At 39.5% G+C, this 21,502-nt stretch carries 7 protein-coding genes; 2 read left to right on the plus strand and 5 right to left on the minus strand.

Going from position 1 to position 21,502, the window contains the following annotated elements:
- The first annotated feature begins 62 nt into the window (after positions 1-62).
- Positions 63-926: an N-acetylglucosamine kinase gene (locus tag REI64_RS02300; protein WP_308848472.1), complete on the plus strand. Its 864-nt coding sequence runs from the start codon at positions 63-65 to the stop codon at positions 924-926.
- A 4-nt stretch (positions 927-930) separates the two neighbouring features.
- On the opposite strand, the gene REI64_RS02305 is transcribed toward REI64_RS02300, so the two are convergent.
- Positions 931-1,200 carry a PID-CTERM protein-sorting domain-containing protein gene (locus REI64_RS02305; RefSeq protein ID WP_308848473.1) on the minus strand — a complete coding sequence of 90 codons (270 nt, stop codon included), beginning with the start codon at positions 1,198-1,200 and terminating at the stop codon, positions 931-933.
- 137 nt (positions 1,201-1,337) lie between these two features.
- Positions 1,338-1,754 carry a hypothetical protein gene (locus tag REI64_RS02310; protein ID WP_308848474.1) on the minus strand — a complete coding sequence of 139 codons (417 nt, stop codon included), beginning with the start codon at positions 1,752-1,754 and terminating at the stop codon, positions 1,338-1,340.
- 100 nt (positions 1,755-1,854) lie between these two features.
- On the opposite strand from REI64_RS02310, the gene REI64_RS02315 reads away from it, so the two are divergent.
- Complete coding sequence (locus REI64_RS02315) at positions 1,855-5,586, plus strand: S8/S53 family peptidase (protein ID WP_308848475.1); 3,732 nt, start codon at positions 1,855-1,857, stop codon at positions 5,584-5,586.
- A 982-nt stretch (positions 5,587-6,568) separates the two neighbouring features.
- Here the strand turns inward: REI64_RS02315 and REI64_RS02320 are convergent.
- The 3 genes from REI64_RS02320 to REI64_RS02330 all read right to left on the minus strand — a co-directional run bounded on the left by REI64_RS02320 (position 6,569) and on the right by REI64_RS02330 (position 21,240).
- Positions 6,569-12,664 (minus strand): T9SS type A sorting domain-containing protein, encoded by a 6,096-nt coding sequence (locus tag REI64_RS02320; protein WP_308848476.1) that lies wholly within the window; start codon positions 12,662-12,664, stop codon positions 6,569-6,571.
- Positions 12,665-12,867: 203 nt separating this feature from the next.
- Positions 12,868-16,848, minus strand: a complete 3,981-nt coding sequence (locus tag REI64_RS02325) for a hypothetical protein (protein WP_308848477.1) — start codon at positions 16,846-16,848, stop codon at positions 12,868-12,870.
- A gap of 198 nt (positions 16,849-17,046) precedes the next feature.
- Positions 17,047-21,240 carry a LamG-like jellyroll fold domain-containing protein gene (locus REI64_RS02330; RefSeq protein ID WP_308848478.1) on the minus strand — a complete coding sequence of 1,398 codons (4,194 nt, stop codon included), beginning with the start codon at positions 21,238-21,240 and terminating at the stop codon, positions 17,047-17,049.
- Positions 21,241-21,502 lie beyond the last annotated feature (262 nt).

A 21,502-nucleotide genomic window follows, 5' to 3' on the forward strand; every position in this document is an offset into this window, starting at 1 on the left:
AAATCTTTCGCCCAACAAATCTTTCGCTCATACTTTTTAAAAAAATTTATTATCTTAGGAGGATGATTTTAGTTGCAGATAGCGGCTCGTCCAAGACAGATTGGATGGCATACAGCCCAGAAAAAATTTACTCTTTTAATACACAAGGTATTAACCCATATTTTGCAAATGCCCAAGATGTGTTTAGGATTCTTTCTAAGCATAAAGAAATGGCGGCAATTGCCGATCGGGTAAAAGAAGTTTATTTTTTTGGTGCCGGTTGCTTAAATCCTGATAAACACGAAATTGTATCTAACGGTTTATCGTCTTTTTTCACAAACGCTTTTATCAGTGTAGATCATGATTTGATGGGTTCTGCTTATGCTACCTGTGGAGATAAGAAAGGCCTAGCGTGTATTTTGGGTACAGGCTCTAACATTGCTTATTACGATGGCGAAACTGTGTATAGCGGAAACCATGGTTTAGGTTATATTCTAGGTGATGAAGGTTCTGGCACCTATTTTGGCAAGAAAATGCTGATTTCGTATCTGCATAAAACAATGCCTGCAGATTTAAGGGAAGCTTTTGACGAAGAATTTAAAATCACCAAAGATATTGTGGTAGAGAACATCTATCAAAAGCCCTTTCCAAACTCATACCTGGCTACTTTTAGCAGGTTTATGATCCACCATAAGCAACATCCTTTTATACAAAAAACATTAAAAGATGGCTTTCAAGAATTTATAGACACCAACGTAAAAGATTACAAGAACTACAAAACCTTAGAATGCAACTTTGTAGGTTCTATCAGCTACTACTATCAAGACGAGCTTCGTGCTGTTTTTTCAGAAAACAATTTGAAAATCGGGAAAACCCTTCAAAAACCAATTGAAGGAATATTCGAATATATCTTAAAAAGAGAAGGAATTTTAGAGAAAGCAGGGTAGCTAATTAAGCTACATCTGCCTCTTTATTTTGCTTTCGCTTATCGTACGCTTTCTTTAGTCCATAAGCTACGCCAGCAGCAATCAATATGCTAGCCCCACCATCAATAGGAACTGGATTATCTACACAATCACCATCGGGTGTAGGCATAGAACCATCTTCACAAGGAGGTAACCCTGGATCAAGTTGCGCAAATGTAAATATGTTACAAGCAAATAAAAAGAAGGCTAATGCGAGCGCCTTATAAAATGTTTTTCTAGTAATGTATCCAGCCATCCAAAAGTATCTTAAACACAAGCCGCTTAGCAGCTTACGAAAATCACTACAATAATAGATGTTTTTTGAATAAAAAAGAATTTTTTATTCAAAAAAAGAGTGTCTTACGTTCTATAAATCAATCAATTATTGCAAAATCAGTAAGCAGCTTCATAGTTTATTTGAATGTCTAATTTTGTTGAATTACCCGATTGTACCGTTATTGGGTTAATTTGTCCACGACCATTTGAAATATTGGCAAATAATTCCCCATTTTTCTCCAGCACGAATACAGAATACACCCCTGGGTCCAAATCACATTGATAGAAACCTTTTGCATTAGATTTTACAGATTTCACTAACTTTCCTTCAATTGCTTTGAATAATGGAGCATTACCTTGAACTTGATTGAAGGTTACTACCTTGTAAATATTAATTTGACGCTCTACCGGCCTACCTTCCATCGCTCTAGGCTCATCTGGAGACGGCATCATGTTTCCAGATAACCAAGTTACATTTCCGTAAACTCCCTGTTTAACACTCTTTCCATCCTGATTTTGTACTGTACATGCCATAAATAGAGGTGTTGCACATAAAATTAATATCTTTTTAATGTAAGTCATCTAATTATCCGTAAAATTGTCCTCAATTTAATCATTTATTTAGATTTATTAAATGCAAAGCTTAAAATACATATTCACGCTTTCTACCATTGTTCTCGTAAGTTTTACAACATCATCAGCTTTATTTGCTCAAGCTGATAAACAAAATAAAACCAATGTAGTTTTTCTACAACAAAATGCCATTGAACTCAACAGAGTAGAAAACGTTAAAAGAGCAAAAGCATTTTCTTTAGCTGCAGAAAAAGGCTGGGAAACTTTTGGTATCACAAAGGAAGGAAAAGTATTTACGCTTCATGGCATTGATGATTTTGGCATGCCGCTTTACAAAATAACTGAGAATAACTCTGTTTCTGCAGCCACTATCAATACTAGTAAATTATACACTGGCGGAGCGTTAGGATTAAATTTAAGCGGAAGTACTTTGCCAGCAGACAAAGTCGCCATTTGGGATGGCGGAGCTGTCTTAACGGGTCACATAGAATTCCAAACCAACAGAGTAGAAGTTAGAGACGGTGTTTCTTCTGTATCAGCCCATGCTACTCACGTTGCAGGAACTATAATGGCAGCAGGCAAATATCCGAACGCAAAAGGTATGGCTTTCGGACTTCCCAAATTATTATCGTTCGATTTTAATAATGACAATTCGGAAATGTCAAATTATGCAGCTTCTCTTCTCCTTTCCAATCACTCTTATGGATCCATTGCCGGATGGTTTGAGAACACCAGTGCTATTCCGAACAGATGGGAGTTTAGAGGACAAGCTGGTGCTAACGAAGATTACAAATTTGGCTACTACGACAGCGATGCCAAAGAGTGGGACAGAATCAGCTATAATGCACCTTATTATCTTGTAGTTAAATCTGGCGGAAATTACCGTAGCAGCAATGGGCCCGCCGTAGGGCAAACCTATTATCGTTTTAATGCTGCTGGAAGCTTAGTTAATGCTGGCCCTCGACCTGCTGGAATTTATAGTAACGATGGCTACGACATTTTGGGCACTTACGCTGTAGCGAAAAACATCATGACAGTTGCTGCCGTAAATCCACTTCCTTACGGCACTGTTACACCAAGTGATATTACCATTTCGTCGTTTAGCGCTTGGGGACCCACTGACGATGGCAGGATAAAGCCCGATATTGCTGCAGACGGAGTAAGCGTAACATCAACTAGTAGCACCAGCACCGAATCATACACCACTTATTCAGGAACCTCTATGGCTGCGCCGAGCGTAACAGGCTCATTAGCATTGTTGCAAGAACTGTACAACCAAAAAACCAACGCATTTATGCGTGCATCTACTTTAAAAGGCTTGGTAATTGGCACCGCTAGTGAAGCTGGCGCAAACCCAGGACCAGATTATATTTTTGGGTGGGGATTAATGAACACGGAAAATGCAGCTTTGGCGATTTTGAACAACGGGGGCAAGAGTATGATTAGCGAGAAAGCTTTAACACAAGGCGGCATCGAAACCTTTAGTGTAGTTGCTTCTGGCGATGGTCCACTAATCGCTACCATAAGCTGGACTGACCCAGAAATTGATGTGATACCGGTAGCAAACGCTTTGAATAACCCCACATTAAGATTGGTTAACGATTTAGATATGAGGGCAAGCAATGGCAGCAATACCTATTTCCCTTGGATTTTAAATCCCGCAAACCCATCTGCTGCTGCCACCAAAGGCGATAACTTTAGAGACAATGTTGAACAAATTTATATTGCTGATGCCGTACCAGGTAAGACTTATACCTTTACTATTTCACATAAGGGAACATTACAAAGAGGATCTCAGGCTTATTCAGTAATTGTAACGGGAGTTGGCGGAAAACCTTATTGCGCATCTGCGCCAAATACGTCTAACGATTCTAAGATCAACAGCTTTAATTTATCAAATGTTAGTTATACAGCTGGCGCTGGATGCACCTCATATAACGACTTCACTACACAAACGATAGAACTGGAAAAGGCAAGAACATACCCGCTAAGCATGTCGATTGGCACTTGCGGTGCTAATTTTGATAAAATTGCAAAGGTTTTTGTAGACTGGAATGCTGACGGAGATTTTGACGATGCCGAAGAATTAATTGCGACTAGTATGGTAATTAATGGTACTGGTTTATTTACAGCAAATGTTACGGTTCCTTCAAGTATCAAAATCAACAATTTTTCTATACTTAGAATTGTATTAACGGAAGCTGGTAATTCAGCCAATGTAACGGCGTGCGGTAGTTATGCCAAAGGCGAAACTATTGATTACAGAGTGAAGTTTATTAACTCCACAACTGATGTAGGCATCACAAAAATTAACGAGCCACTTACTAATTGTGCAAACCCACAGCAAAGTGTAAGTGTGGTTATTCGCAATTTTGGCACACAAAACCTATCAAATATACCAATAACAGTTACCGTTAAAGATGGCGCCAATATTATTGCCACACTGAACAGCGTTTTTACTGGCGAAATTAAACCATCGCAAGAGCGGGAATTTACCGTTGCCGGATTTTACAATGCCTTGGCTGGCAAAACCTACGAGATTGCGGCGAAGACAACATTGAGTACAGATGTTATACCAGCTAACAACGAGATCACAAAAATTGAACAAATTAGCTTACCAGCAGCGCTAGCTGCCCAAACGGCTTTTTATTGCAACGATACCAAGCAATATCAATTAACAGCCAATGGCGATGGAATTGTTTATTGGTATAAAGATGCTGCGGCAACTACACCTTTTGCTTACGGCAACAACATTAGCACGGCCGTTGAGCCAAGCGCCGAAGGCTATTATGCTGGCTTGAATGAATATATTGGCAATCTCGGACCAAAAAACAAGTATGAAGCTAGATTGGGTTCTGGCACTTATTTACAAACTAGCGGCGGAGTTAGCGTACGTACCTTTGCTCCCACCATTTTAGAAAGCGCTCGTTTGTATATTGGAAATTCGGGAACCATTAGGTTTTACGTTAAAAACAGCTTTGGTATCGAGGTTTCTAGCAGTACCGTAAAAGTAACAGCCACTAGAAGTACACCAACTGCCGGCAATGCTTCGGACGATTTAACAGATCAAGGTGCAGTGTATACGCTGAACTTAAAATTTCCAACAGCTGGCAATTATACTATTCATACCGACTATGAAGATGAGGCGACAATTTTTAGGAACAACACAGTTCCTCGTTCTATTTATCCGCTAAGTTCTGAGCTTGATATCTTTAACATTATTGGTAACGACGCCTCACAGCCGCAATCTTTCTACTACTACTTTTATGATATTAAGGTGAAAGCACTTGGATGCTTAGCTAGTGAAAGGGTGAAAGTTCCCTTATCAAACACCCAAATAACAAGAAATGGAGACCAGTTAGTATCAAATATAGCCACTGGCAACCAATGGTATTTAAATGGCGAAAAGATAGAAGGCGCTACGGGGCAACAATATAAACCTATTGCAGCCGGGAAATATCAGGTATGGGCTAACATCAATGGTGGATGCACATCTATATCTAACGAACTTTCTTTCTTGCCTACAAGCGAAAACGACAATGAGATTAAGCTGAAAGTATTCCCAATTCCAGCATCAGATGATTTAACAGTTGCTTTTGAATTGCTCGGGGCAAAAACCGTAAACATTAATATTGTTAATGTAATAGGTCAAAAGGTTTACGAACAAAATAAAGGGTCGCAATTGGGAATTATTATCGAAAACTTAGATGTTTCTAAGCTTGCTAAAGGCACTTATATTTTAAATATTAAAGCGGGAGATAAAACCTACGCAAAGAAAATAGTTGTTTATTAATAAGCGTTTAAATCGGGAAACCACTTCGCCAAGGTTTATTTTACAAAGGCTGTGGTTATTGGGCTTAACACCATCTGCGCATATTGACCCGTAGGACAATGTCGTTAGGTTAAGTGTGTAGCAGACGCCAACGGGGTCTAATATTTATAGAAAAGCATTATTTTATCCGTTCGACCCCGATGGGGTCGCATCATAAACACATTAACCTTATGCTATAGACATTAAAATCCTACGGATTTCCTTAAATAATGACATTGCGTGCTCGCTACAATAAGGTTTGTTTAACGATGCAAGTTGCACTTGGCAAAACAAGCCCAGCCTAAAGCTAAATGTCATTAAGTTAAGTGTGTAGCAGACCCCAACGGGGTCTAATATTTATAGAATAGCATTATTTATTTGTTCGACCCCGATGGGGTCGCATGATAAAACACATTAACCTTATGCTATAAACATTAAAATCCTACGGATTTCCTTAAATAATGACATTGCCCGGTAGGGGTAAACTATTGGTAGCCATAGGCGCTTGGTTTAAATTAAAGCTCCGTAGGAGCGGCCTTATTATTTTATGGATAACATTTTAAAGCTTTTAAAGGTCGCTCCTACGGAGCTTTTGACAGACTAGCTTAGCCCTAGTTACCAAATGGTCGCCCTACGGGGCTTGTAGGCAATGTTATTAACTTAACGTATCCTAAATTTAAGTTCCCATACGTTTCGCCATGTGTTAGGTAGTGGTAAAGCGATCTTTTAATAAATTGGTAGGTTTTTTTTGGAAACCAATTGTTTGGTTTTAGCCCCGACAGCAGCGAGCACGTAGTGGCAAACCTGTGTGTTTGCCTACGAAGTAAAGCGAATGGCGGGACTATCGGGAGTGCTTCGCAGAGGCTTTGCGCTTCTAAAATCAAAACCTGAGCATATTTTGGCACTACTACTCATAAAAAAGGGATACCAATAATGATATCCCTTTTCTGTTGTTTATTTATCCTTATTGTTTGATCAACTTCATTTGGCCCACACGTTGGGTTCCGCCTTCGTAAACCTCTACAATATATACTCCTGACGCAAAACTAGCAATATCGATATCTTGTCCAGACAATAACTGTGCTTTAGAGAAATCTTTAGTTAGCAAAACCTGACCAGTAGCGCTTACAATTTTCAAAGTTTGCTTGTTGGCTTTTAAAACGCCATTGAATTTCACAGTGAATTTTGAAACCACAGGGTTAGGGAATATGCTAACAAGTTCCGTTGCATTAGTTAAGCCACCTGTAAAATTCACCACTTGAGGATCTGTTGTTGTGTTTTTGCTGTCTTTATCGTACTGTACCAATCTGTAGTAGTTGTTACCAATTATTGGATTTCTATCGATATATGAATAAGCTGAGCCACTGCCTTTAGCAATAACAGTTTGCAGTTTTTCGAACACTTTATCGTCACCAGCTCTTTCCACTTCAAATCTATCATTATCAGTTTCGGTTGCAGTGCTCCATTTTACCTGTACCCCCTCATTTACTTTAGCAACAGTAAACGAATTGTAAGTTACCGGTAAGGTATTAGGCGCTTCGAAAGATACGCTGAAACGGCTATCTCCGAAACTTGCTGCTACAGTTCTGTCTACATTGAAGCTGTGTTCTGATCCGGATGAAACAAATTGAGAGGTGTGCAGGTAGTTGTCTGTAAGCTTAACCAAATAGCCCGAAGGAACGTTATTAAAATTAACCTCCAATTTGTAGTTGCCAGAGGCATTCATTGTATCAATATAAAGTTTCACACTTGTATTGGCTACAATTGCTGGCATATAATTTATTACCATTGGCTTATTATCGCTTGTTAAACTAGCCATATACACTTCACGTCCTCTCAAGTAAGGCGCATCTTCGCCTACTACAAAATCGGCCGATTTACCATCTTTAAAGACAACAACCGATTCTACTTTGTAAGGGGTATTTTCTTTCTTTAACCATGTTCTAAGTTCTGTTTTAAGTGTAGAAGCTACCTGATGATTATTTGCAGCTGCAATTTTACCGTTTGCGGTTAAGGCAACTTCTTCGGTACGCACTGGAGTTGTCATCAATAAAACAGGTGCCATGCTATTTGACTTATGGCTTTCTCTAAAAGTGAATGAACCTCCACCAGCTTTTGATCTAACAAAAAATCCTTGACCTGATGAAATAATGCTAGAACCTCCATTTGCCGGCGTATCTCCGTCGTAAGTGGTATATTGTCTTGCCTGAGGGTCCCAAATCTGTATAACATGGTTTTCCAAGTCTGACGTTGCACCTGAACTGATTACGTTATCCCAATTGATACTAGATGCATAAGGATTTCCTAGCAGATTAAAGCCAGATACAGTTGCCGAATATTCTAAAGGCACGGTAACATTTTGCTGGTTTAATGTACCAGAAAAGTCCATCACAACGTTTTCTGGATCAACATAAGGGCTAGCTACTTTAGCTGCCGCATTTGATGTATTACCACGATAAAGCACATAGACTCCCCTACCTGCTAGCACTGGAGTAGTTGCAGAAGGAAATACTTTAAAACCAGTAGATGTAGCATCATAAAACCAAGCACTTGTGCCGCTATTGCCCACTTCGTGGAAGCCATTGACAGATTTGCCTGTAATTAGTATATCATCTGTAAGCTGTGCTAAATTGTAGGTATTTGAACCTGTATGTATTGGCGATGAAAACATTCTATGCGTTCTGAAAGGATCTTTAGCACCCCCCCTTACAAAACGTTGCACCGTTACATTTCCAGAAATTGATGAACCGCTAGGAATTGTAGCTATGGTACCAGAATTTGAAACATCGGACAATACGGTTAAGTTGCCATTGGCATTTAGCGTAGTGCTTGATCCCATTGTTAAAACACCTGTAGTTGCCACAGCAAAACTACCGCTTGTTAGCGTTTTAGTACCACCACTAAAAGTAACATTGCCAAACTCTATAGCTGTCCCAGCGTTGCTTAAGCTTTGAGAATTTCCGTTATAAGTTACATTTACTGTTCCGCTTCCAAGTGCGAAGGTTCCGCCGTTAACAGCAAAATCTCCACCAAATGAGATATTTTGCGTACCACTGGTTTTATTTGCAAGTACATTACCTGCAGTTTGTAAGTAGTTACCTGTAATAACAGTTGTACCACCAACGGAGCCTAGATTAAGCGTGCCTGAGTTTGTTCTAGTTACTGTAAAGTTTCTGGCATTAAAACCACTTAATAGAGATGGTAGTCCTGCTGCAGTTTGTGGCGCATTCCACACAAAGTCAGAAAAATTTTGGTTACTACCTGCTACATCGCCTGCATAAGTAGTGTAGCCAACAATTTCGCAGATAGAGCCTGTAGCCCAATTTGCAGTAGGGATAGTTCCGCTTGTGGTGGTAAAAGCGTGTTGGTAAATACCGCCACTATTAACTTGTATCTGACTACCAGTGTTTCTTGTTATTGTACCAGCACTACGCAATGTACCCGTTACAACTAGGTCTTGAGCTGCAGCGCCATTACTAATAGTTAATGTTCTGCCAGACGCAATTGCTAACTGAGCACCACTTTCTATTAAAGTAACACCAGAACCACCTAAAGTAGCATTGGTACCAGTAATTGTAATTGTATTGCCATTTCCAATCACTATACCCCGCGATGAAGTTGTAGGAAATAATGTAGATGGTTGCCAGTTTGATTCGTTAGAAGAACTCTCCCAACTTGATGAGTTATTCCAATTTCCAGTTGCTACACTTCTAAAGAAATCATTAGTAGCGCTCTGTCCAATTACTACTATTCCCGCTGTAGTATAAGGTGTTACACCTGCAGAAGTAGCTGTAAGTGTGGTTGTAGCAGGATTATAACTAAATGCATTTAAAGTAACAGCAAAATCAGTTTTTATTCCATTAGTTAAACTTGCATTAGTAGTAAAACCTTCATTAGAAGCAAGGGTTACCGACGGACCAACAGTAGTGATGGTATTAAAAGCACTATCTGTTGCTCTTACTATAGCATTAAAAGTTACACCTTGTGCTTGATTTGCAGGAGTACCAGTTTTTCCATTAGGATGACCTGCCACATAAGTTTCGCCTGGTAAAATCACTAACAATTTCTGAAACGTTCCGATGTTAACTGTAAATGCTGGACTTTGTGAAGATCTACTAGCCACATCTTGATCTGTAGCCGTAAGCCTCCTATTTGCTCCCGGCAAACGGTAATTAGTTATCCCGTTTATATCTAATACACCATTTACTAAAGCTGTGTTTGGTGGTAGTTGTGCTTGTATATCATTTGTTGCAGTAAATCGAATAGTGCTATTTACTGGAACAATGTTTCCGTAGGCATCAATAGCTCTTACTTTGATATCAAAAGGTACACCTGCAATACGTGTTGTAGGGGAACCACTTTTTCCTGCTGCAATACCTTGTGTATAGGTCTCACCTGGCATAATTAAAACCAATCTAGCATAGGTTACTGCTACAACGGTGATTGGACCTGCAGTATCATTCTCAGCAGGATCTCCAGCTTTAGTTGCAGTTATGGTAAGGTTGGTACCTGCTGTTCTTAACCTAGCATTGGTAAAGCTTTTAACACCTGCAATTAGTGGCAAATTATTAAATTGAAATGTACCTAAAGCATCGTTTGTGCTAAGTTGAATATCATCAGTTCTGCTAACCACATTAAAATATTCGTCTACAGCCCTTACGGTAATTGTAAAATTTGTATTTACATTTATTGGATTAATAGAACCGGTGTTTCCTGCACCAGCAACAAAAGTTTGCCCTGGAAGCGAGATAAGTAACTTTTTGAAAGGTGCTGCATCGATTATAATGTTGGCACTATTCACTGTTCTTGAATTAAGAGCATCTGTTGCTGTAAAACGTCTGGTACCAGCCGTAACAAGGGCCACATTGCTAAAAGTGGCTACACCATTAGTAATCAAACCGTCTGGTATGGTTACATTTGGATCTGTAGTGGTAAGATTGATGGTTAACCCACTAACATCAACGGTATTACTGAATGCATCAACTGCTCTTACTTCAACATTAAAAGTTGATCCTGCTGCTCTTTGTGTAGGTGATCCGCTTTTTCCTACTGCTACCCCAGGAGTGTAAGTTTCGCCGGGTAAAATAACAAGTAATTTGGTGTAAGTACCGCCAGTTACCGTAAAAGGTAAAGTAGTATCATCTTTTGAAATATCACCAGTAGAAGCAGTTATTGTAGTATTAGTACCTGCCGTTCTTAACCTAGCGTTAGTGAAGCTTCTAAATCCATTGACTAATGGCAAATTGTTATTGGTAAATGTACCATAAGCATCTGTGGTGCTTAGCTGAACAGTTGGCTCGGTTGGCGACACCGTAACCACATTAAAATTTGCATCAACAGACCTTACTTGAATTGTAAAGTTTGTGTTTGAAGCTATCGGGGTCATGCTACCGGTATTGCCCACACCTGCTACGAAAGTTTGCCAAGGCATGGTAATCAGCAATTTACTGAACGCATCTGGGTTTACCGTTACATTTGAGCTAGTATTGGCCTTATTGAAATCGCCAACCAAGTTTACGGTAAAGCTTCTACTTCCTGCTGTTACTAAAGTTATAGTATTTGCCGCAAACGTAGCCACACCATTCGCCATTGTAGCATTTACAGGCATAGTCGCATTAGCGTCTGTACTTGTTAAATTAATGTCTCCTGAAATTCCTGTAACGGGATTCCACGCATCGTCAACTGCTAAAACGGTAATATCTCCAGTAAAATTATTTCCAGCAACTTGCGGCGTTGGGCTACCGCTCTTTCCTGTTGGAGAAGATGGATCATTACTTTCTCCAGGTAATAATACTTGTAACTTGGCAAAAGAACCAAGTACTACGGCTGGCAATATTTGATTGTGGCTAATGGTTGAGTTACCAGGTGTATTATTTACAGCGGTAACATTTGGCGTTTCTCCTAAGACCTTAAATAATAAATTAACAGTACGCGCACCAGCAGCCATATTACCATTTGCAACTGCTGTAAAATTGGTTACTCCAGTTACAGAAATACCAACGTTATTAGTTGAACTAACTCTGTTAAAAGAAACATCTGTACTATATATGCTGACAGGGTAATTAAAACCTGCAACCGGAGCGTCCGGAGTACCAGTCTTCCCCGTAGGTGAGCCTGGCTCTAGTACCTCTCCTGGGTATAATGCCAATAGCTTAGCAAACGCTCCTCTATTAACCCTTAAAGCAGTTGTAATACTAGCAGTAATGCTTCCATTAGTAGCGTTTGTTGCTGTAACCGTTTGAGAAGCAGGGGCCGGACTAATAACCGCTGTGTTTAATGTTACTGGAAAATCGGTACCATTGAGGGTATTCTCTAAATTACCATTAGGCGGTAATGCTGCGTAAGGATCGTTAGAAGTAAAACTAACTTGGTCTGTAGAAAGAACTGGGTAATAAGCATAATCTGTTGCATAAACCTTCACATTAAATGGTATACCCGCCGTAGGAACAGTTGGTGTACCAGATTTACCAGATGCACTACCCGAATTTAAAGTTTGATTAGGCAATAATGCCAAAAGGTGCGCTTTAGCACCTGGTATTTTTGACATTTGAGCAGCTGTGGCCCCCATATCAAAACCGATGATATCACCATTGCTTGTTGTACTTGCTCTTATAATATTAACCGTAGTTCCTAAAGTTCTCGTAGTAGAGCGAACTTTTAGTCCAATTATCCTAAGCGTATTTATATTGTCTGCAGTTGATGTGCCTGCAGTGTATCTAATTATCACTGCAGTTGTAGAAATAGACACTAGATTAGAAGCTGTTATTCTAGCTCCAGAATGCGACACAGTTACCCCGGAAGCTTCAAATTGCCATCCCGTTGGAGCATTTAGCCTTATTCTAACGTTAGTGCCTGTAACGAAATCTGTCGCATTAGTACTTTGCAGAACTATATCGCCAAGCGGAGTATAAGCGGTAGAAGGTCCTAGAGTAGATAAGTCATTAGAAATATTCAACCCACCGTTAGGCAAATTTGAAGTTACCTGTGCCAACACACCGGAACCACCAGCAATGACAAATAACGACAATAAAAGAAACTTAATTCTAGTAAAAATTTTCATAGGCTGCAATTTTAGCGCTCTTTTTCTGTTTATAAAACCCTATTATTCTGTAAATCAAATAATTTGGCTAAAGTCGAAAAAATTAAGTATTTAAACAATACCGGAATACCATTAATTGAAAAATTATTTTTTAACGCAAAAAAAGCCGCTAAAACTTCAAGTAAATCAAAGTTTTAGCGGCTTTTAGTATTTTTCAGCTTAAACTATTTTTTTATCAGCTTTGCTGCACCTATTTGCTTACCATTGTTTACATCTTGCAGGATTACCGCGTAAACACCACTAGCAACCGATGGAAAAACTGATGTATAGCCGTTAAATATTTCAGCTTCGGTAATTTTCTTTTGAAGCACCTCTCTTCCGTTCATATCCGAAATTTTAACCAATACTTCTTTTGCACTTAATGTACCGTTAAATTTCACAGTGAAATTGGTTTCAACAACTGTTGGATAAACAGAAAACTGGCTTGCTACATTTTCGTTCAATTGATTTTTAATTACAACTACTTTATCATGGGCAGCAGATTTCCCATCTTTATCTACCTGATACAATTTGTAGTAGTTATTTCCTGCCAAGGGCGAAACATCTAACAGTTGATATATGCCATTTGAATTAGGAACTACCGTACCGATTGTTGTGAATATTTGCTCTTCTCCAGCCCTTCTAATCTCAAAACGGCTATTATCTTGCTCAGAAGAGGTCTTCCATTTTAACAATACGCCTTGATTGGTTCTATTACCGTTAAATTCTGTAAAAACTACAGGTAAAGTCCTAGGAGGAGAAATCAGGATCTCGAACCTATCTCCCATTGTAGCAGCCTGTGCTCTATCGACAGTTAAGTTATAGATGGTGCCATCTGGGCTTAAATCTGTAAAGGTATTTAAAAATTTATCTCTTAATTTTAATTCATATCCTAAAGGTATATCAGCTAGATCTACCGTCATCTTATAGTTTCCATTGTTTGACATATTTACGTCTAAATTAACTATAGATAAAGTTGAGATATGGGGCATGTAGTTGATGGCCATTTTTTTACCTTCAGACGAAAGACTTGACAAGAATACTGCTTCGCCGCCGGTTCTTTCTACATCATAACCTGAAAATGAAGCCAATTCATTTTTTTGAAGCAACACCAAAGTTTCGTCTTGGTTCTCGAAACCATCTCTTTGTAGTTTCACTCTAATCTGTACTGGTTCTTCTTCAATTAAACTGCTACTGATAGAGAAAGCGCTTCCAATAGTATTATCCCTTACGCTCATCACCTTGTTATATAACGGTACTGATTGAGCTACGTTACTCACTTTGGAATTTTCGGTAAACGTTACATAAGGCGATGAATTATTTGTTGTTTGCACAAAGAAACCTTGACCCGGGCCTATATACCTAGCACCTCCGTTTATTCCATATTGGCCATTGTGGGTAGCATATTGTTTCCTTTCTGGGTTCCAAATTCTGATGGTTGCTTCTACATTACTGCTTTTTTGAACCAAAGTCCAATCTATAGTTGCTGCATAGGGGTTTCCCAAAAAGCTAAACGTTGTACTACCGTGTGTTAAAGGAACGTGTACAGTCTGTTGGTTTAACGTACCTTTAAAATCCATAATAATCGACTCTGGGTCTACATAAGGAACTGATACTTTTGCAACACCATTAGTTCTATCTCCACGATAAAGTATATAGGCTCCACGGCCCACATCTACTGCTGTATTAATGCTAGGAATTGCAACGAAACCATTGTTATAAGTCCAAGCGCCAGTTGCACTATTGTTTATTTGATCGAAACCTGCAGACTTACCTGTAATCAACATATTATCGATAAACTGCGTAAAGCTATAGGTTTTGTTAACACCATCATTATCATATATTGGCGAAGAAAACATTCTATAGCTACGCCACATATCTTTAGCACCTCCTTGTACATAACGTTCAACAGTAACCTTACCTTGCACAGCAGATGAGCTTGGAATTGCAGATACCGAAGCAGAACCTAATGCGCTAGCTTTAAGTGTGAGCTTGTCTGAGGTTTGCAAAATAGTGTTTGTTCCCAAAGTAAGAAAACGACCTACTGCTAATGCAAATTTACCACTGCCCGCCAATGCCTTCGTTCCGCCAGAGATAGAGATGTTTCCGAAAGTAATACCATTACCACTATCACTGCCCGCATCTGTAATAGTTTGGTTAGCGCCATTAAAGCTCACCGTTCCAGATGTTAGGTTAACTTTGCCTCCTGCTGAATTCCAGTTGCCGCTTACGTTCAAAGTTCCCGCACCAGTTTGTTTTGTACCAGCACCAGAAAATGAGATGTTTTTATATGATAATGTTGTATTGATAGTTTGATTTACCGCAGCACCGTAAACCACTGTACTGCCATTATCCAAGGTAATGGTATTGGTACTTGCCGCTAAACTTATTGGTGCCGCTCCGGTTAGAGTTAGTGTAGCACCAGTACCCAACGTGAAAGTAGCAGCATTGGCTCCTGAAGTCTGCAACGCATTTTTCACCAAAATATTAGCTCCTGTAGCGTTAAACGTTACAGCACGGGTTTCAGTGTTAAAAACTAAGTTGGTGGTATTTAAAGTAGCAACCTCTGATGTGGTAGTTTTTGCAGATGCCGTTGGCTTAGCGATGTATGACCCTAAAATATCCAAAACTCCTGCGCCTTTAATTGTTATGCCTTCAAGATTTTCAAACAGATTTTTAACCGTTAGCTTTCCTCCAGATGCAATATCTAAAACTGGAACAACAGAATTAGCTGTGCCCACCAGTACGTTACCTACCTTTCTGTCACCAGAAACCTGTGGCTGATGATTGAATGTTTGTGAAACGCCAATGCGAGCCACATCATTTTCTCCAGGCACACCTTGATTGTTAGGGCTCCAATTTGCCTGCTGATTCCAGTCTGTTGAATTTGTGCCCTTCCAATCGAAAACTTTGCCAGAGTTGGAGTTGCCAGTGGTTGTGTTAGATGTACTACCTGTAGATACATAGTTTATATTTGTATTAGCTCCCTGTATCGTGGTAGTTCCAGTAAATGCAAACGAATTGGTAGTGTTTGGAGTTGCACTCACATTAACCACCACAAAATAATATTTAGCGGCAGCTAAAGAACCATCGGCGTTACCCACTGAGTAGAACCTATCCATTGGGCTCGTATTACTATAACCGCCACCACTAGTTCTTTCCACTTTATCGTTATAGCAGTTTAAGGTAGCAATCTGCGAATCATCGACATTGCCATAATAGCTATCATCAGATTTGTAAAGTCTTGCCGAACTCGCATTTACTATGGATGTAATATTACCACTTAAGCCGACACTAAATTGATAAAAACTAAAAAGCCCCCTTGCCATTGCCCGCAAGCCGTATATAGCAGCATTTTGTTGACCAGCATACAATGGATTGCTGATACCATTTTCTGGATCATTAGCACCAGTAAACATCAGTTCCATGGTGTACATTTTCAATTCATCGAACATGAAACGATCAGCTTGAGTTGCGCAAACTTCCAACCCACTATAGCCATAAACATCAAAATCAGATCTGTTATTATTACCCCTAGCTGTTGAAGCTTCGGTTTGCGATGAATTATATTCATCTACAAACAAGGTAAATTTATTGCTACTTTTAGTCCGTTGTATTCTTACGGCATAAGTTGTATTTAAGGATGGCAGTGTATAAGATGCGATTTCCACATCATACCATTGGTCTTGACGATACATCAACTTTAGTGCTTGTCCCACTTGCGTGATGTAATACCCCTTTCCACTATAAAAATTTGGATTTTCAGCCATTAACCAAAAACGCCAAGCATTTGTACCGTTCGCTATTTGATTTCTTCCTGCATTATCGGCATTTGACGTACTACTTTTGTATAAAAAGGTCCATTCATAACCATAAGTAGACGAAGAAAGCTGAGTAGTTGGGCTTATATTACCGACTATCCTGTAACTTCCGACATTACCGTTAGCGGTTGAAGAGATGCTAAAACCATTTCCCAAAGCCAAATTGGTAGAACTTAGTGTCATTGATGCAGCACCAAAAGAGGTAAATCTAGAACCTATGGTTTCGTCATCAAAATTATTGTAGTAGTAATTGTTAGTAGTAGCATATTCTTGTGCTCTGGCAACCAATGTTACAGAACACAAAAATGTAAGTATAATATATAGAAGCGTGTTTAGTCTTTTCATGATATTTCAGAAAAGTCAAAACACAAGCCATAAAACGTAAATATTAACTTACAACTTTAAAACCACTGTTTGTAAACATTTTAGGAGTAAACACACTAACATCATACTGGAAAATATTCCCTAAAACGGGAATTAATTTCCCCGTAACCTTCCATCACATTCATTGTGAAATGGGTGTGAATTTAGATACATTAGTAGTTAATGCAACTTTAAAACTTTTTCCTCTACAACAGTTTTCCCCGTGCCAAGCTCTATTAATCGAACTACGAACACACCTGAGTTTACTCCTAAAACATTTACTTTTAATCCGCTCAATAATGCCGATTTTGATGCCATAATATTTTTAACTCTTTTACCGAGCGTATCATACAAATTCAGCTCATACACTTCTTCTTCTAAGTCATCAATCTTTATCGTAAAATTGTCGATTACAGGGTTTGGATAAATTACAACAGAACGATGCTCGCCAATCACAAAGTTAACCGTAATTGGTTTTGCTTCGGTTTCAAGGCCATCAAAATCTACCTGAACTAGCTTATAGTAATTACGGCCAGGCAAAGGGGAACGATCTATATATGAATATGTTCCTACATCATTGGATGAAACATTGGTCAAAAATTGATATATCCCATCTTGGGCTGCACGAAACAATTTAAACCTTTTGTTGCCGATCCCTTCAGGCGTTCCCCAAGTAAGCAGCACACCTTCATTTTGCTTTTTACCACTGAAATACAACAAGCCAACTGGCAACACAGTAGGTGGCGTTACAACAATGCTAAACCGTGCAACACCAAATGTTAAGGCATTTGCCCTATCAATGTTAAAGCTATAAACCGAACCAGCAATAATTGGCACAGTACGATTTAAATAATTATCCTTCAATTCTAACGTATGACCTTGATGATATTCACTTAGATTAAAGTTCATCAAATAATTTCCAGTAGCATTTGCAGAAACACTAATAGGTATTTCCATGACGCGAGCAGAAGGAGGCAAAAAATTAATCGCTAGGCGTTGGTTATCGGCAATGCTTGAGATGGTTACCACTTCCCCCTCAAATTGCGCAGCATCCTCTCCTGTAAATGCCAAACTGCTATTTTCATCAAAAACAACGACCATTTCACTCTCGCCAAACGAAGCTACAGGTTTCATTCCTATACGCAACAAGCTACGTGAAGAATAGGCCATCCGATTTTCTATTTTCGAAAAATCTTCTGTTTTTTTACCAGCCATCATTAATAGTGCTGGTGGCTGTTCTGCTGCTGAGGCCTTGATGCTTTCTTTAAATTTAATTGCTGTAGCAGCTAAAGCCTGTACAAAGAAACCTTGCCCAGAAGAGATATACCTGCTTCCATTTAAGGTACCCACACTGTCTATATAAGTGGCATAACTACGTGCCACAGGATTCCATATCCAAATTGCATTGTTCACACTACCTTTATCAGCCCCCCAATTAGCTGAAGACCAATCGATAGTTGCCGCATAAGGATTACCCAAAAGATGAAACCCAGAGGTACTCAGACCTACCGTAATATCCTGCTGGTTTAATATACCTTCAAAATCTAACAGTACATTTTCTACATCTACATAAGGAGAAACGGTTTTACCAGATAAATTATCTCTATTCCCCCTAAAAAGAAAATACATACCTCTACCAGCATTTACAGATGTATTTATATTGGGGATAGGAATATAACCTGCATTATAAGTCCATGCACCTGCGCCATTGTTATGACTGTTGTCGAAACCATTCACAGCTCCGTCTTTGCCAGTAATGATTACATCATCTATTAATTGACTAAAAGCAGCAGTTCTATTTCCTTGCACATCGGTATTCCTAAACTCTGTAGTATTATCATAAACTGGCGAAGAGAGCATACGATAACCTCTATAAGGATTTTTTGGTCCACCTTGCATGTATCGTTCTACAAAAACTTTCCCCCTAACAGAAGCACCAGAAGATATCGGTGCTACCTGGGCAGTTTGAGATGAGCTAGATGCAAGCGTAAGATTTCCATTGGAATTAAATATCCCGCTTGTTGCGGTGAGCACACCAGTTAACCTTAGAGCTCCGTTTAAACTTACGCCAGCGGTGTTATTGATTGTTAAATCTTTAATTAAATTGCCCGCAAATAAGTTAGCTGGAATAGTTTGGGCAGCAGTGCCATTAAAAACCATTCTGCCATTGCTTACAGTAAGTGTTCCATTATTGGATATTACTCCCGCTACCGAGAGTGAGTTAGTTATCGATAAGCTGGTACCGGTCTGTATAGTTAAATTATTTACAGCCTGATCAGTACTTACCGTTGGATAATTGGTACGTCCTGAAGGAATTGTAACATTTATTGAAGCAGTAGGCACCACTCCATTGCACCAATTTGCTGCATTTGCCCAGTTGGTATTGTTACCGCCTACCCAGCTACCCGCCACTGTAGACGATACCACGTTTGTTCTTGCAACATCAGTACAACCTCCAACATTTACAGTTACGCTGTATGTACCCGCAGCATCCAATGAATATGTTAAAGTGGGGTTTTGAAGCGACGAGGTGAAACCGCCCGGCCCTGTCCAACTGTATTGTGCACCTGCAACAGTTGGTGCGGTTAATTGTAGCGCTGTACCCACACAAACCGGCCCGCCATTTTGTACGCCATAGGGCGAACTATATAATGCTCCTATTTCTGTGGAAGACAAAGCTCTATGGAATATAAAAATGTCATCCATAGCTCCAGAAAAATAACCACTTGCTGGAGAATTAGTCCACGCAACAACACGATCGAAACCAATGCGCCATCTTCCAGTATAACTCTCTCCAGTGGTAACAGAATTATCTATAGCCACTTGAACTCCATCTATGTACAACACCATGCCCGATGGAGATAGTGTTGCAGCCGCATGATGCCACTGTCCGTCTATTAAACTAGTAGGCGAAGCTAAAGTTCGTACCGCTCCAGGGAAAACACCGAAATACACCCTGCCATCTGTACCGATATAAAGGTGGCGATCGTGCGAAGTACTTTCTCCAGTGGTTTGTGAACCAAAGCTAATTAGCTTTCCCTGTGCATTAGTTGTTCTAAACCACGTAGCTATAGTGAAAACATTTGGACTGGCATAAGAATTAGCTGTAGAAATATACTGACTAGTTCCATTAAAATTGTAAGCTGCCCCTGCAACGCCAAAGCGGTCAGCGGTTGTTGTTGGACTGCCCTGCAAAGTACCGTTATTAATATTGTAAAAGTCGGATGCGTTCCCATTTAATCGATAATTTGCGACGATGTTGGTGGTGGGAACTTGCAATATGTTAAACGTGTTACAGTTTGACAGCGTTGATTGCGATCCCTGAGCGGCAGCACTCAGGTTTTCCCTAATGGCATGAACTCTATAGAAATACGTAGTGTTTGCAGTGAGATTAGTTACTTGATAAGTTGTAACATCTGGCTCGGTTCTACCTAAATATGTAAATGGACCCGCTGCAGAGGTAGCCCTGTACACAGCAAAACCTAGCTCGTCGGTAGAATTATCTGCCCAATTTAACGTTGTACCAGTAGTACCTACGCTAGCGAAAGTTAGGCCTGTTGGCGCAGTTGTCTCTATCGGATTAAATACATAGGCTTGATTATTTGCTGGCCGTACATTGATACCATTATTAACCACAGAAGAACTTGCAGTAGCAGCTGCGCTAAGATTATTTAAAGATAAATATCGAATATTCGGATTTGCACCATCAGTAGTGATACCTACAGACGCTGATGCGGTACTGCCAACGGCACTGGAAGCAGAAGTATTGTTTTGTCCATAATTGAACATGATATTCCCTGTATTCTCGTAAAGTTTTACTTGAAAAGATAGCACAAAGTTCGATACTACCGGATCCAGAAATCCGCCAGTACCACTAGTAGAAGTTTTATCCCATTTAGCTCGATACCATTGGATGGTTAGTACCCGACCTGTTCCTGCAATATTCTCTAATTTGTATGACATTGATCCATAGCCACCGAGCAGTTCCCCTTCATAAATGGCCAAATCGTCCCAAAGCGGCGCTATAATTGGTGGCCTTGCTGTTGGCGAAGAAGCAAGATTATTAGCAGGCAAACTCGATACCGAGACATTGCCCAATGCCACAAAACCATTAGAACTAACCGTGAAACTGGTATATCGCTGTCCCATATACCAAAACTCGAAATTTACTGGTTCGATAAAATAAGTTTGATCATCTAGTCCGCTACCACTTGAAAACAATGTCGTAACCCCAGTACCAACACCATTTAGTGTAAACTGTGAACTTTCTGCAGTAAATGCATAGTTACCGATAGTTTGCGCACAGAGAGTTAAACCAGAAAACAATAGACATAGGGTTAAAAACCACCGGTTTAAAAGTAGAGAAGTTGCCATAACATGTTGTTTAAGTCACAGCACTTGCAAATAATAGAAGAGGGCGAAAAAGCGTTAACAAAAATAGATAGTCATACGTTCCAACAACACTTCAACTAAATGCAAATGCATTAAATTAAAATTTTGCGGCATTTGTGCTTAAAACAAACTAATATGAGAGAAGCGTTATAAAATAAAAATGAGCGCTAGACGGCAAATTTGTTATAAAACTCAAATGCGTCACAATTTAATTTTTATAACAAAACAAAACTAGCCTACCTAC

Source organism: Pedobacter sp., assembly GCF_031119335.1.
Taxonomy (GTDB): Bacteria; Bacteroidota; Bacteroidia; order Sphingobacteriales; family Sphingobacteriaceae; genus Pedobacter.